The following is a 13,503-nucleotide window of genomic DNA, read 5'->3' on the forward strand; positions in this document are numbered from 1 at the left end:
GCCGACTACCGGTCGGATGCGGCTCAGGAAGGAGCGATCAATTGCGTGAGCGCACGTTTGAATTCGTCGTGCGAAACCGGGTCGATGTGGAAGTCCTGGTAGCGGTGCCCGTAGATGTAGCGGCCGTCGTCGGCGATATCGAACCAGCTGAGATAACGCGGCTCCGGTGGCTGAGGGTCGCGAAGCCGATGACGGGCCTGCAGGAAGCCCGAGCCCGCGCGGGGGGCCTTCAACAGGCGGCGCATCCGGTCCGCCGGTTGCGGTTTGCCGCCGTTCCACACCTCATAGGTGTCACGCAGCCGATCGATACTCTCCACCAGCGGCGGGCGGGTGCCCTTGGGCAGCTCACCGAGGATCTGCAGGAAGATCCGCGGGACGATCGCCGGCGACCCGATCTGCACCACGAACTTTCCGTCGAAATCCGTTGCCGTTCCCGGGAACTGCACCACGGTCACACCGGCGGCACTCGCGAACGCTCCACAGGCGCGGATCCGGCGGCGACGACTACCCGAGAGGGTGAGCGTCGACTCCGGTTCCGCCGCGATCCGCAGCGCCGCCGTGAGGTCTGGGTCGCCGCCCCGCGGATACTCGGTTTCGATCCGCGCGGCCAATCGGTGGAACTCGTCCTCCCAGCGCACCGAGGAACGCAGCTCGAGCGGGTACGGGTAACGATCCTTACCCGTCTCCTTCCAGACGTGCATGAACTCGTCCGGCGTGAACTCCCACTTCACCAACGTTCTCCACGATCATCGGCCGGTTGCGCGGCGGGGGCGTCGCCGCCCAGCACACCGTCCAGGAGTTGGGGCCGCGCGCCGAACAACTCTTCCTCGCGATCCTGGATCAGGTAGTCGGGCACCGTATGGTCGGCGTCGTCCTCACCTTTCCTGGCTCCCGCACCACCGCCCATCATCCCGGGCATTCCCGACATCGCCCTATTGGTCCCCGCGGCAGTCGATGTCGCCGCCGGACCGCCGGAGGGACTGTTCGGCGGGCCGCCGGGAGCTCCCGGGACAGTTTTGCCCGGCGTCTGGTTCTGGGGTGGAGCACCGCCCGGCATACCAGGTGTCCCCGCCGGCGTCCCAGGCGAACCGGGCGTAGTGGTCGACGGGGTGGTGCGTGGCGGGTCACCGGCGGGGTTACCGGGAGTGGTACCCGGCTGTTGCGAGGTCGGAGCCTCGTTGGTACTCGCCGTAGTCGTCTGCGGTTCTTCGGTTCCGGGTGCCTCGGGCGTCTGTTCTTCGGTGGGATTCTCCCCCGGAGCCTCGCCACCCGGCGTTTGGGAACCAGGCCCGGATGTGGTGCCGCTGGGACCGGCAGTACCGTTCGGGCCGGTGGGACCGGGCTGATCACCGGGAACCTGGACCGGTACAAATGTCGGCACACCATCACCCGCGGGCTGGTACGTGGGTTTATAGGCCATATTCATCACTTCGACGGCGGCCAGCCGCTGATCTTCCTTATATGTATCGAAAGCCGCCGCGGCCGCCGGGTCGGTCGCACCCACGACGACCTCCGCGACCTTCATCGGATCGACCACGCCTGTCGTCACGGCGGTATTGCCACCCGGCGCTTGGGTAGGCGGCGGTGGAACAGATTTCTTCACCACCTCGGCACCGTAGGCAGCGGCATGGATCCGCATACCGACAGCATTGATTACTTCCTGCACATCGGTCGCCTGGTCGAAGAATGCCCTGGACGCCTGATTCGCGGCATCCGCGAACTGGCCGTCCATACCGTCGGAGAGTTCACGCTGGATGGACAGGAAGGAACCGAATAGTGCACCGCCCAGAGAATTTGCAACCGACTGATAGGCGTCGGCAACACTGTGCATGATGCCGGGCGTCATCTCGCTGACCTTCGCGTAGATCTCTTCGTGCGACAGTCCCTCGAAAAGCTCCATCTGAGTGATGTAGGCGGGGTCCTGCCCGTCATGCGACAGCTGCGAACCGAAATACTGCGCGCCGGACAAGCTCTGCTGGCCCGAGAGCCGATCCTCCACAGATCCGGGGTCGATACCCAGCGCTGGGCCGAACATACCGAGCGGCGGAGGTGTCTTTTCATCGCCCATCGTTCAGTTCTCCGCCCCGATCTCGGGCTCCAGGACTTTCGCGATCTCCAGAACGCCATCGCAGCGTTGAAGTCCCGCCTCGGACCCTTCGAAGGTTCGGGACGAACTGAACATGACGAATCCGACCTTCGTACGCATATGGATGCCGCAAACCCCGGGCTGCTGCGGATCCTGCACCAGCAGCCCTTCCCGGCCATTTACCGTCAACGGCTCACTGTATGTGCCAGTCTTCTGCAGGTTCTCTTCCCAGGCAACATTGCCCGATTCGATCGAAAGGTTACGGAGCTTGCCCTCGAAGTCGCACGTCAAAAAGGTATATTCGGCCACCAGATCAGTCCCTCGGCGCCGGGTGGCCGGATCAAGTCCGGCCTTGCTGACGGCCTCATCACTGATCCATGTGCACGGATCGAACACCACTTCGGGGCGACCCTGAGTCGTATATTCGTTCTCCAAGGGCGGAGGCTGCAATCGCGACTCGGTCAATGTCGGCCGCGGCGAGTTCGTTTGGGACACCGCAGATGACGCGGATGTGGCTGAAGCCGTCTCGCCCGACTGATCGGGGGTCGAGCAAGCCACCAAACCCATCAGGGCTCCCGCGGCGACGACAACAGTCAACAAGTTCCGAGGGTTCATTCCACAGCCTCTCCCATGACACTCAGCGCGCGACTGTTCATCGCATCTGCTTCCTCGACTGCGCCGCCGGCCTGCAGGTAGGCTGCGGCCATTCGCAGTGCGGCTTCCTTCATGCCCTTCAGCGCATCGGTCACCGACGCCCCTTTGGTGGCAAACCCCGCCTGCAACTCCTGCGCCGATACGAAACCGCCGAATCCGGACACTCGGTGCAGCTGTTCAGAGTCCACAATCTGCTTATCCAGGCAGGTATCCACCAACCTGGTGTAGACCGCTGCGCACCGCTCGGCAGCCCCCCGCTCCATCCGGAACGTCCCGGCCGCCGCCTGCCGATACAACGCGTTCGCGGTCCCCTGCCCCACATCCATAGCGTCAGCCCACCCTTCGTAAAACTTCCCTCACCCTACTGGACGCAACCCGACCCTCACCGGTTCCCTCGATCGCCACATGACCCCATCCACTCGACCCCACCCGCGCCCCCACCTCCCCGTGGCATAGTGATTTACATCACGAAGCAAAACGTCGTGTATCACTGCGTCCGAGTCGACCGAGGAGCTCGTCATGATGCGATACCTCCGCCTTCGCTTCGGCCTCCGCGGACCGCATGAATCCACTTCGAGGAGCACCCCATGACCTACGCCAAGCCCGGTACCGACGGCAGCATCGTCAGTTATGCCAGCCGATACGACAACTTCATCGGTGGTGAGTGGACCGCGCCCGTCGAAGGGAAATACTTCGACAACCCGTCCCCGGTCGATGGCGAAACCTTCTGCGAGATAGCGCGTTCCACCGCTCCCGACGTCGAACTGGCCCTCGATGCCGCGCATGCCGCCGCGGACGGGTGGGGGGCCACCTCCGCGACCGAGCGGGCGAATCTGCTCAACAAGATCGCCGATCGGATCGAGGAGAACCTCGAGGCGCTGGCCGTCGCCGAGACCTGGGAGAACGGGAAACCCGTCCGGGAGACGAAGGCCGCCGATCTGCCGCTGGCCGTCGACCATTTCCGGTATTTCGCCGGCGCGATCCGGGCTCAGGAGGGCGGGATCAGCGAGATCGACGCCGATACGGTCGCGTATCACTTCCATGAGCCGCTCGGGGTGGTCGGGCAGATCATTCCGTGGAATTTCCCGATTCTGATGGCCACCTGGAAACTCGCGCCCGCGCTGGCGGCGGGGAACGCCGTGGTGCTGAAACCCGCGGAGCAGACTCCGGCGTCGATCTTGAAAGTTGTCGAGCTGATCGCCGATCTGCTGCCGCCCGGTGTGCTCAATGTCGTGAACGGATTCGGGGTGGAAACCGGCAAACCGCTGGCGTCGAGCCCGCGCGTCGCGAAGGTGGCCTTCACCGGGGAAACCACCACGGGCCGGTTGATCATGCAGTACGCCAGCGAGAACATCATCCCGGTCACCCTGGAGCTCGGCGGGAAGAGCCCGAATATCTTCCTGCCCGATGTCATGGCCGCCGACGACGATTTCCTGGACAAAGCGGTCGAGGGATTCGTGATGTTCGCGCTGAATCAGGGCGAGGTGTGCACCTGCCCCTCGCGCGCCCTCATCCATTCCTCGATCTACGACGAGTTCATGGCCCGCTGTCTGGAGCGGACGAAGGCCATCGTCAGCGGCGACCCGCTGGACGACGCCACCATGATCGGCGCACAGGCCAGTAACGACCAGTTCGAGAAGATCATGTCGTATATCGATATCGGCAAGAAGGAGGGTGCCGAGATCCTCACCGGCGGCAATTCGCGTTCGGTGGACGGTTACCCGAACGGCTACTACGTGGAGCCGACGATCTTCAAGGGCAGCAACGATATGCGGATCTTCCAGGAGGAGATCTTCGGCCCGGTCGTATCTGTCGCCACCTTCGACTCCACCGAGGAGGCCTTGAAGATCGCCAACGACACGCTCTACGGCCTGGGGGCGGGGGTGTGGACCCGCGATACCAACACCGCCTACCGGCTCGGCCGCGGTATCAAAGCCGGGCGGGTGTGGACGAACTGCTATCACGCCTATCCGGCGCACGCGGCGTTCGGCGGTTACAAGAAATCGGGCATCGGCCGGGAGAACCACGCCCAGATGCTGGACCACTACCAGCAGACGAAGAACCTGCTGGTGAGCTATTCACCGAAGAAACTGGGATTCTTCTGATGCCGGAGCCGAACCGGGTGGAACTCACCGCGGCCGCGGCGAGCCTGCTGGCCGAGCTGATCGAACGGCACGGCCCGGTGATGTTCCACCAGTCCGGCGGCTGCTGCGACGGTAGTGCGCCCATGTGCTATCTGCGGGGCGAGTTCAGGGTCGGCGGGCAGGACGTACTGCTCGGGCACGTGGACGCTGGCACACCGTTCTGGATGAGTGCCGACCAGTACGAGTACTGGAAGCACACACACCTGACGGTGGACGTGGTACCCGGCCGCGGGAGCGGTTTCTCGCTGGAAGCACCGGAAGGGGTGCGCTTCCTGATCCGCTCCCGGCTGCTGACCGACGAGGAATTCCTCCGGCTCGAGTCCGCGCCCGCGCCGAAGACGGGAGCCGAGATCGACAGCTGAGGCACAGACAGGCCGCGGTAGTGGCTCCCGATGAATTCCCGGCCCGCGCGTCGTCTCCACAGCAGACCAGCCGACCGTCCAGGAGGATCGCCATGCAGAAGATCGTCACCAATCTCTGGTACGACACGCAGGCCGAGGAGGCCGCGGAGTTCTACTGTTCGCTGTTTCCGGACGCGAAGATCATCGGCGTCGTGCGCTACACCGAATCCGGTATGGGCGAACCCGGCACCGTGATGACTGTCGACTTCGAACTCGCCGGACAGCAGTTCACCGCCATCAACGGCGGCGGCGACTATCACTACACCCACGCCATGTCACTGCTGGTCAACTGCGATGATCAGGCCGAGGTCGACCGCCTGTGGGAGGCCCTGCTCGCCGGCGGTGGCCAGGAGATCCAATGCGGGTGGCTCAACGACAAGTACGGGGTTCCGTGGCAGATCTGGCCGAGTGAGGCCAACGAAGTGCTGGGCGGTGGCGACCCAGTGGCCGTCGACCGCGCTGTGCAGGCCATGTTGACGATGAAGAAGATCGACGTGCGCGCCCTGCGGGACGCTTATGCGGGCAACTCCGCCGACTGACTCCGCACCGGCCTCAGGAGTGCCCGCGCAGATAGTCGAGGTAGAAATCGCGCAGCGCCTCGGCGAGTTCGCCGTCACCGGAATGGACGTAATCGTCCAGCATGGGCACCACCCATTTGATATCGGCTTCGCTCTCCCCGGCCCGGCCCGCCGTGGCCTCCGCGGCGGGAATCCGGGTGAGCAATTGCCAGAGAAAGCGGATATCGCCGTGCCGGACCGCGAGCTTGACCGCACGATCGTGCAGCTCCTTCGACGACAGACTGTCCAACTCCTCGCTCGGACTCATACCGCCGACTCTAATAGCGCCGGCGGCCGCCGGCCGGGTTTCCGGCTACGCCGGCTGCGTGGCGCTGTCCGATGGGGCAGTGCACATGATGCGATGACGTCATGACCGACGACCCACACACCGCACCCGCCGGATTCCAGGTCAAACGGATATACGAGGCGCCGGAACCGGACGACGGCTACCGGGTGCTGGTCGACCGGCTGTGGCCGCGCGGGGTCGCCAAAGCCACTGCCCACATCGACGAATGGGCCAAGGACATCACCCCGTCCAGTGAGTTGCGGCGCTGGTTCCACGAGGACCCACCCGGCCGTCACGACGAGTTCACCGACCGGTACCGGGAAGAGCTGTCCGCCCGGACCGCGCACGAAATCCTGGTGCGGCTGCGCGGGCTGGCCCGGACCAAGCCGCCGGTCACCCTGGTCACCGCGGTCAAAGACCCGGACAACAGCCACGTTCCCGTGCTTCTCCAGATGTTGCGCGAATAGTCCCGAGCCGGTCGAAGGCGAATCCGTGGCGAACCCGGCGGCCGGACGTCGGGTTCGGGCAGTTTGCCCGAATACTCGACGGGTACCGACCCGAACCCCCCAATACCCATGCTGACCTGCGTTTACGTCACAGAACCCGGACACGTTCACAGTGAATTCATCAAACCCGCCCGCATTTCTGCGAGCGCGAAGGGCCTGGTACGGGGTAGCTTCGGAGTGGCGGGTCGCGCGTTGTGGCTCGCTCGGGAGGTCCTGACCGTGACTGAGAAACTCAGTACGAGGGGGCCGGCACCCGGCCCTCGTGGCAGCTGACGCACCCCGTCAGCCGTCATCCGGACCGACCGGCCCAGCGAGACTGTCTGTGTGGGTGCCGCGCAGACCTAGGAGCCTACCGTGACTGATAATCGCTCCGTATCCGCCCCCTCGGCGAATTCTCGCTCCATTCAGAAAGGTTTGAAGACCTTCGTCATCGACACCTCGGTACTGCTGTCCGATCCCTGGGCAGTGACCCGGTTCGGCGAGCATCAGGTGGTGCTACCGCTGGTCGTGATCAGCGAACTCGAAGGTAAACGACACCACCACGAACTCGGCTGGTTCGCCCGCGAAGCCCTGCGCATGCTCGACGATCTGCGCCTGACCCACGGACGGCTGGACGAACCCCTGCCGATCGGTACCGAAGGTGGCACGTTACAGGTCGAACTGAACCACACCGATCCCACGGTGCTACCGGTCGGTTTCCGCACCGAGAGCAACGATTCCCGCATTCTGGCCTGCGCGCTGAACCTCGATGCGGACGGCCACCAGGTGGTTCTGGTGTCCAAGGACATCCCGATGCGGGTCAAGGCCAGCGCGGTAGGTCTACACGCAGAGGGATATCACGCACAGGACGTGGTGACCTCGGGCTGGTCGGGCATGGTCGAAATCGACACTGCCTCCGATATCGTCGACCAGCTCTACAGCGAATCGATCGTCGATCTCGACGAGGCACGGGAACTGCCCTGCCACACCGGGATCCGGCTGTTGGGCAACAGTTCCAGCGCCCTCGGCCGGGTAACCGCGGACAAACGGGTGCAGCTGGTACGCGAACGCGAGGCATTCGGGCTGCACGGCCGCTCCGCGGAACAGCGCGTCGCCCTGGACCTGCTGCTCGACGAGAGTGTCGGCATTGTGTCGCTCGGCGGGCGCGCGGGCACCGGTAAATCGGCGCTGGCGCTCACCGCCGGACTGGAAGCGGTGCTGGAGAAACGCAGTCACCGCAAGGTCGTGGTGTTCCGGCCGCTCTACGCGGTGGGCGGACAGGAACTGGGCTACCTACCGGGCACCGAGAACGAGAAGATGGGCCCCTGGGCGCAGGCCGTTTTCGACACCCTGGACGGCCTGGCCAGTCGCGAGGTGATGGAGGAGGTCCTCAGCCGCGATATGCTCGAAGTCCTTCCGCTGACCCATATCCGGGGCCGGTCACTACACGATTCGTTCGTGATCGTGGACGAAGCCCAATCGCTGGAACGCAACGTACTACTCACGGTCCTCAGCCGGCTGGGTAGCGGTTCCCGGGTCGTCCTCACCCACGATGTGGCACAACGCGACAACCTGCGCGTCGGCCGCCACGACGGTGTCGCCGCGGTAATCGAGAAACTCAAGGGCCACCCCTTGTTCGCCCACATCACCCTCACCCGCAGCGAACGCTCCCCGATCGCTGCCCTGGTCACCGAAATGCTGGAGGAATACGGCCCCAACGCCTGACCGATCGACCTGTTGAGCACCCCCGCCCCCACCAGCATCCGGGGGTGCTTCAACAACACCCCCACACCCCACATCCACGGTCGGGGCCCGCCCCGCGTCTGCAGCGACAGAGCGAAGGAGCGCAGCGACTGAGCGCCGGAGTGAAGACGCGGGGTTAATAGGGCCCCGACCTCGAGGCGCGGAGCGCCTCCAAAAACACAGCCCGCCCCTCCACGGACGGCTACGCCGAGAACTCGCCTTCTCGGATGGTCTACACCGGGACGCGCCTTGTCGGATGGTCTACGCCGAGAGCGCGGGTTACCCCACGGATGATCAACGCCGAGAGCGCCCCTAGCGGATGGTCTACACCGAGAGCGCGCCTCCACCGATGGTCTACACCGAGTAGCGCGATTAGTAGGTCCCTCGACCCACGCGACACCGGAGGCGGCGCCGAAAACACAGCCCCCCGCGACGCCGAAATCACCGCGCCGCAATCACCGCCCGAGAATCGCCTTGACGATGCCCACCGCCGTACCGCGCAGGAAATTCTCCCAGCTGAAGTGGTCGTGCCACAGGATGATCCGGCCGTCCACCAATTCGAAGGTCCCCATAACCCAGAACTCGATACTCACCGGCCCGAACCGCAGAATATCGGTGCGATCAGTGAGCACGATCGGGCCGTCCGCCGCGATATGGTGCATCCGCGCAGCGAACCCGAACCGGTCTCCGTCCAGACCACGCAAGACTTTCCCGACCCGGCGCGCTCCCTTCACGTCCGGAAGCGATGTGTTCTTCCAGACCATATCCGGGTGCGCGAGCTCGAGCGCCTCATCAATTGCGCCGACCTCCATCGCGCGGAAGAACTCGCGGACCGTGGTGATTGCGTCCTGGTTCAGCTCGGTTTCCATAACACGAGCGTAGACCAGGGGGTCTCGGGTTGCTGGTGACGTGTTGGCGTGCACCGTACGAGCAGGGTGCGGTGACCACGGGTCTCGGGGGACCAAAGTTCACCGCCCCTGGGTCGGGCTGTGTTTTTGCGCCGCCGGAGGCAGCGCAAAAAACAGACTTACAGCAGGTTCCAGTCCTCCAGGCCCTGGTACAGCGGAACATCCTGGGCCAGCTTCTTCACCCGGCCCCGCAGCGCGTCCAGATCGGCGCCGCCGGCGAGGGCAGTGCCGATGATATCGGCGACCTCGGTGAACTCCGTATCGCCGAAGCCGCGGGTGGCCAGCGCCGCGGTGCCGATCCGCAGACCGGAGGTCACCATCGGGGGCCGTGGGTCGAACGGGACCGCGTTGCGGTTCACCGTGATACCGATTTCGTGCAGCAGGTCCTCACCCTGCTGGCCGTCGATATCGGAGTTGCGCAGGTCGACCAGTACCAGATGCACATCGGTACCGCCGGTGAGCACGCTGACCCCGTTGCCCGAGACATCGGCGGCGGTGAGACGTTCGGCCAGGATCTTGGCACCGGACACAGTACGCTGCTGCCGTTCGGCGAACTCCTCGGTGCCCGCGATCTTGAAAGCCGCCGCCTTGGCCGCGATGACATGCATGAGCGGCCCGCCCTGCTGGCCCGGGAACACCGAACTGTTCAGCTTCTTCGCGTAATCCTGTTTTGCCAGGATGAGCCCGGACCGCGGCCCGCCGAGCGTTTTGTGCACGGTGGACGAGACGACATCGGCGTAAGGCACGGGCGAGGGGTGCAGCCCGGCCGCGACCAGCCCGGCGAAATGCGCCATATCCACCCACAGGTAGGCGCCGACCTCGTCGGCGATCTCCCGGAACGCCGCGAAATCCTGGTGCCGCGGGTACGCGGACCAGCCGGCCACGATCACCTTCGGCCGGGCCTCGCGGGCGATGGCCCGGACATTGTCCATATCGACACGGTGGTCTTCTTTGGACACGCCGTAGGAGTGGACCTCGTACAGCTTGCCGGAGAAGTTCAGCCGCATCCCGTGTGTGAGATGACCGCCGTGCGCCAGATCGAGACCGAGCAGCCTGTCACCGGGATCCATCAGCGACATCAGCACGGCGGCGTTGGCCTGCGCGCCCGAATGCGGCTGGACGTTGGCGAAGTCGGCTCCGAACAGCGCTTTAGCGCGCTCGCGGGCGAGGTTCTCCACCACGTCGACGTGCTCGCAACCGCCGTAGTAGCGGCGTCCGGGATACCCCTCGGCATATTTGTTGGTGAGCACACTGCCCTGCGCCTGCAGCACCGCGCGCGGCACGAAATTCTCCGACGCGATCATCTCCAGGGTGTCGCGTTCACGGGCGAGCTCACCCGCCATCGCGGCGGCGAGCTCCGGATCGAGCTCACCGAGAGACTGAGTATTGACAGAGGCGGTCGTCTGCGTCACGGGCCCAGTGTATGTATGGGTCCTGGCTTGCCACGCCGCGGGTGGTGTGTCCGTCGGCACCGGCTGCGGGGCGCGGGCGGTGTTCAGCGGAGTGACGACGGGATGAGCGGTTCGTCCAGCAGCCGCCGGAAACGGTCGGCCCGTTCGTCGGCGTCGACAGCTCGATCCAGCCAGCCTCCGAGCAGCTTGTACCCCTCCACATATGTGCTGATATACGCCCGCCACAGCGGCGACGACAAGAAGCGCAGCGATTGGCGGGCCCGGTCGGGTGTGGTCAGTGACCAGCGTTCCAGGAAGCCGGCCACCTCGTCCGCGTCCTTGCCCTGGTCGTGCAACATGAGCGCGGCATCCTGGCGGACGCCGAGCAATTGCGCCGAGGCCTCCGACAACCGCTCCGCGCGTTCACCGTCGAACCGCAGGCCCAGGTCCGCGTAGATCTCCTGGGCCCATTTACCCCAGCCCGGCCCGATGATCGATTGCAGCGCCAGATCGGCCAGACCTTCCGCCATCAGGCACTGCGGCGTGTTCACCAGGAAGATCGTCTGCTCACCGTGCCCGGCGGACACCAGACCGGCTTCTTTGCGGCAGTGTTCGGTGTGGTGGCCCGGGTAGGACTCGTGCGCGATGAGCCGCGGCAGTACGGCCATATGCTGACGCAGATCGGAGTTGATCGCGACCTTCGAGCGGTAGTTGCCCAGGTAGTAGTTGAACCCGGACCACGGTTTATCGCCCACCACCTCGTAGGTGACATGTTCGTGATCGGGTAGTGGGTACCGCGCCCGCACCAGCTCGCGGAGCGCGCCGGAGAACGCCTCGACGCAGGCCTCCAGGCGGTCCGGCGGGATTTCGTCGGCTTTGCGGTGGGCCGCCATCCGCTCGGCGAGCGGGCCCGTGCCGCCCAGCACCTCATCGATCTTCTGGTGGGCCTCGTGGTATTCGGCCGGGTCACCGAGCGCGATATCCACGTCGAAGTACCGGCTGACCTCGTCCACGAAACCGATCTCATCGCCCGCGAATTTGCGCCCGGAACATTCCAATGCCCGCAGATGGGCATCGAGGAACGCGGTTCGTCGCGGGCCCAGCCCGGCGGCCAGGAGTTCGGCGCGCAACCGCGTGGCGGTAACGGCCAGTTCCCGGGGTTCGGGCCGGGGCGCGTTCTCGACATCGCGCCGCAGCTGCGGATCGGCGGTGTAGGCGTCGACAAAACCCTCTTCGAGCCGGTCGAATGACAGACCGAGCCGCAGGTATTCGGTCACCAGAGGATGGGCTTGCATGATCTCGACGATAGCCGTGAATACGAGAGACCGGCCGGTTCGCGCCGGGTCGGGCCCGCCTTACTGCGAACGCCGAGCCGGGATAACCGGAGGTCTGTAGTTATATCAATCGGTAATGGACCCCCTCTGCGGACCAGAGGTACCCGGGGGGCAGAATTCAGCCATGAGGGCACAGCCAGAGCGCCGGATCGACCGGAGTCGAGCCAGCCGTGACCACGGCATCTCCCAGGTACGGCACCGCGAGCACGAGTGTCCGGCAGAGCGGAGCTGAGTAGATGGCCAAGGCGAGCGAGCCCAGCCCTTATGTGGAGTTCGACCGGAAACGGTGGCGGGAACTGCGCAAGTCGACTCCGCTGGTGCTCACCGAAGAGGAACTGATCGGACTGCGGGGCCTGGGCGAGCAGATCGACCTGGAGGAAGTCGCAGAGGTCTACCTGCCGCTCGCTCGGCTCATCCATCTGCAGGTCGCGGCGAGACAGCGGTTGTTCGCGGCCACCGCCACCTTCCTCGGCGAAGTACATCCGGACAAACAGGTGCCGTTCGTGATCGGGGTCGCGGGCAGTGTCGCGGTAGGTAAATCCACCACCGCCCGCGTACTGCAGGCACTGCTGGCCCGCTGGGATCACCATCCGCGCGTGGATCTGGTGACAACCGACGGATTCCTCTACCCCACCGCCGAACTCACCCGCCGCGGCATCATGCACCGCAAGGGTTTCCCCGAAAGCTACGACCGGCGCAAACTGCTGCGATTCGTGACAGAGGTGAAATCGGGCGCCGAAGAAGTATGCGCACCGGTGTATTCACATATCTCCTACGACATCGTTCCCGGCGAATTCCACTGCGTCCGCCAGCCCGATATCCTCATCGTCGAGGGCCTGAATGTCCTGCAGACAGGTCCACGGCTGATGGTGTCGGACCTGTTCGACTTCTCGATCTACGTAGACGCCCGTATCGAGGACATCGAAAGCTGGTACGTGCGCCGGTTCCTGAGCCTGCGCGCCACAGGTTTCGCCGACCCCAAGGCCCATTTCCACCATTACGCGAAGTTCACCGATTCCGAGGCGACCGCCGCCGCGAAGGACATCTGGAACTCCACCAACCGCCCAAACCTGGTGGACAACATCCTGCCCACCCGCCCCCGCGCAACCCTGGTGCTACGCAAAGACTCCGACCACAGCATCAACCGCCTCCGCCTCCGCAAGCTGTAATCTTGGCGCGCCTCCGGCACGCGGGGTTCCGTCAGGCACGTTCGGCTCGACGTGGAGCCGAAACCCAAAGTCCGAACTCGCCGCCGCCGTCAGGCGCGTTTGATCCCCTACCGCCAGGCTGTCCACATCCGACCCCCACCCCGTTTCCTGCATGCGATCAGTCCACCTCGGTGGTTCGGGGCCCGTCTCGTTCTGGAGCGACCAGAGCGAAGGAGCGCAGCGACTGAGCGCCGGGAGTGAAGAACGAGACCAAGGGGGGCCCCGAACCCCGCGACGCCGCAGGCGGCGCCAAAAAACACTGACCCGCGTGTCACCTTCTCGGACCGATGGTCCCGGTAGCTCCAC

At 65.1% G+C, this 13,503-nt stretch carries 14 protein-coding genes; 6 read left to right on the forward strand and 8 right to left on the reverse strand.

Annotated elements, in window-relative coordinates; genetic code table 11:
- Positions 1 to 23: 23 nt before the first annotated feature.
- Genes ABZ827_RS16475 through ABZ827_RS16490 form a run of 4 tightly spaced genes read right to left on the reverse strand, consistent with a single transcriptional unit; the run spans position 24 to position 3,066 of the window.
- Entirely contained in the window at positions 24 to 731 is a 708-nt protein-coding gene (locus ABZ827_RS16475; protein ID WP_357237611.1) for an ESX secretion-associated protein EspG, read from the reverse strand.
- Positions 728 to 2,068 (reverse strand): hypothetical protein, encoded by a 1,341-nt coding sequence (locus ABZ827_RS16480; RefSeq protein WP_357237612.1) that lies wholly within the window; start codon positions 2,066 to 2,068, stop codon positions 728 to 730. Before ABZ827_RS16480 ends, ABZ827_RS16475 begins: the two co-directional genes overlap by 4 nt.
- A 3-nt stretch (positions 2,069 to 2,071) precedes the next feature.
- A complete protein-coding gene (locus ABZ827_RS16485) occupies positions 2,072 to 2,701 on the reverse strand; it encodes a DUF3558 domain-containing protein (protein ID WP_357237613.1) in 630 nt (209 codons plus the stop codon).
- Entirely contained in the window at positions 2,698 to 3,066 is a 369-nt protein-coding gene (locus ABZ827_RS16490) for a hypothetical protein (protein ID WP_357237614.1), read from the reverse strand. Before ABZ827_RS16490 ends, ABZ827_RS16485 begins: the two co-directional genes overlap by 4 nt.
- Positions 3,067 to 3,327: 261 nt before the next feature.
- On the opposite strand from ABZ827_RS16490, the gene adh reads away from it, so the two are divergent.
- The 3 genes from adh (at position 3,328) to ABZ827_RS16505 (ending at position 5,824) form a co-directional block, all read left to right on the forward strand.
- On the forward strand, positions 3,328 to 4,845 hold the full coding sequence (gene adh, locus ABZ827_RS16495) for an aldehyde dehydrogenase (protein ID WP_357237615.1): 1,518 nt from the start codon (positions 3,328 to 3,330) through the stop codon (positions 4,843 to 4,845).
- Positions 4,845 to 5,246: a DUF779 domain-containing protein gene (locus ABZ827_RS16500; protein WP_357237616.1), complete on the forward strand. Its 402-nt coding sequence runs from the start codon at positions 4,845 to 4,847 to the stop codon at positions 5,244 to 5,246. Before adh ends, ABZ827_RS16500 begins: the two co-directional genes overlap by 1 nt.
- Positions 5,247 to 5,338: 92 nt before the next feature.
- On the forward strand, positions 5,339 to 5,824 hold the full coding sequence (locus tag ABZ827_RS16505; RefSeq protein WP_357237617.1) for a VOC family protein: 486 nt from the start codon (positions 5,339 to 5,341) through the stop codon (positions 5,822 to 5,824).
- Between the two features lie 13 nt (positions 5,825 to 5,837).
- On the opposite strand, the gene ABZ827_RS16510 is transcribed toward ABZ827_RS16505, so the two are convergent.
- Positions 5,838 to 6,110 (reverse strand): hypothetical protein, encoded by a 273-nt coding sequence (locus ABZ827_RS16510; RefSeq protein ID WP_357237618.1) that lies wholly within the window; start codon positions 6,108 to 6,110, stop codon positions 5,838 to 5,840.
- Positions 6,111 to 6,211: 101 nt separating this feature from the next.
- Here ABZ827_RS16510 and ABZ827_RS16515 point away from each other — a divergent pair, with 101 nt between their 5' ends.
- Positions 6,212 to 6,595: a DUF488 family protein gene (locus ABZ827_RS16515; RefSeq protein WP_357237619.1), complete on the forward strand. Its 384-nt coding sequence runs from the start codon at positions 6,212 to 6,214 to the stop codon at positions 6,593 to 6,595.
- Positions 6,596 to 6,988: 393 nt separating this feature from the next.
- Positions 6,989 to 8,338, forward strand: coding sequence for a PhoH family protein (locus tag ABZ827_RS16520; RefSeq protein WP_357237620.1), 1,350 nt, complete (start codon positions 6,989 to 6,991; stop codon positions 8,336 to 8,338).
- A gap of 473 nt (positions 8,339 to 8,811) precedes the next feature.
- Here ABZ827_RS16520 and ABZ827_RS16525 read toward each other — a convergent pair whose 3' ends face one another.
- The 3 genes from ABZ827_RS16525 to ABZ827_RS16535 all read right to left on the reverse strand — a co-directional run bounded on the left by ABZ827_RS16525 (position 8,812) and on the right by ABZ827_RS16535 (position 11,950).
- Positions 8,812 to 9,225, reverse strand: coding sequence for a limonene-1,2-epoxide hydrolase family protein (locus ABZ827_RS16525; RefSeq protein WP_357237621.1), 414 nt, complete (start codon positions 9,223 to 9,225; stop codon positions 8,812 to 8,814).
- Between the two features lie 158 nt (positions 9,226 to 9,383).
- Positions 9,384 to 10,676 (reverse strand): serine hydroxymethyltransferase, encoded by a 1,293-nt coding sequence (gene glyA, locus ABZ827_RS16530; protein WP_357237622.1) that lies wholly within the window; start codon positions 10,674 to 10,676, stop codon positions 9,384 to 9,386.
- Positions 10,677 to 10,759: 83 nt separating this feature from the next.
- Positions 10,760 to 11,950, reverse strand: coding sequence for a DUF885 domain-containing protein (locus tag ABZ827_RS16535; protein ID WP_357237623.1), 1,191 nt, complete (start codon positions 11,948 to 11,950; stop codon positions 10,760 to 10,762).
- A gap of 275 nt (positions 11,951 to 12,225) precedes the next feature.
- On the opposite strand from ABZ827_RS16535, the gene coaA reads away from it, so the two are divergent.
- Positions 12,226 to 13,158: a type I pantothenate kinase gene (gene coaA, locus ABZ827_RS16540; protein WP_357237624.1), complete on the forward strand. Its 933-nt coding sequence runs from the start codon at positions 12,226 to 12,228 to the stop codon at positions 13,156 to 13,158.
- The last annotated feature ends 345 nt before the right edge of the window (positions 13,159 to 13,503 follow it).

Origin of the sequence: Nocardia sp. NPDC019395 (assembly GCF_040632335.1) — a bacterium.
In the GTDB taxonomy this organism is placed as follows: Bacteria; Actinomycetota; Actinomycetes; order Mycobacteriales; family Mycobacteriaceae; genus Nocardia.

Bases quoted from the DNA above. Each gene is read 5' to 3' on its own strand.
- ABZ827_RS16480 (WP_357237612.1), bottom strand. From the start codon at position 2,068: ATGGGCGATGAAAAGACACCTCCGCCGCTCGGTATGTTCGGCCCAGCG.
- ABZ827_RS16485 (WP_357237613.1), bottom strand. From the start codon at position 2,701: ATGAACCCTCGGAACTTGTTGACTGTTGTCGTCGCCGCGGGAGCCCTG.
- ABZ827_RS16490 (WP_357237614.1), bottom strand. From the start codon at position 3,066: ATGGATGTGGGGCAGGGGACCGCGAACGCGTTGTATCGGCAGGCGGCG.
- adh (WP_357237615.1), top strand. From the start codon at position 3,328: ATGACCTACGCCAAGCCCGGTACCGACGGCAGCATCGTCAGTTATGCC.
- ABZ827_RS16500 (WP_357237616.1), top strand. From the start codon at position 4,845: ATGCCGGAGCCGAACCGGGTGGAACTCACCGCGGCCGCGGCGAGCCTG.
- ABZ827_RS16505 (WP_357237617.1), top strand. From the start codon at position 5,339: ATGCAGAAGATCGTCACCAATCTCTGGTACGACACGCAGGCCGAGGAG.
- ABZ827_RS16510 (WP_357237618.1), bottom strand. From the start codon at position 6,110: ATGAGTCCGAGCGAGGAGTTGGACAGTCTGTCGTCGAAGGAGCTGCAC.
- ABZ827_RS16515 (WP_357237619.1), top strand. From the start codon at position 6,212: ATGACCGACGACCCACACACCGCACCCGCCGGATTCCAGGTCAAACGG.
- ABZ827_RS16525 (WP_357237621.1), bottom strand. From the start codon at position 9,225: ATGGAAACCGAGCTGAACCAGGACGCAATCACCACGGTCCGCGAGTTC.
- ABZ827_RS16535 (WP_357237623.1), bottom strand. From the start codon at position 11,950: ATGCAAGCCCATCCTCTGGTGACCGAATACCTGCGGCTCGGTCTGTCA.
- coaA (WP_357237624.1), top strand. From the start codon at position 12,226: ATGGCCAAGGCGAGCGAGCCCAGCCCTTATGTGGAGTTCGACCGGAAA.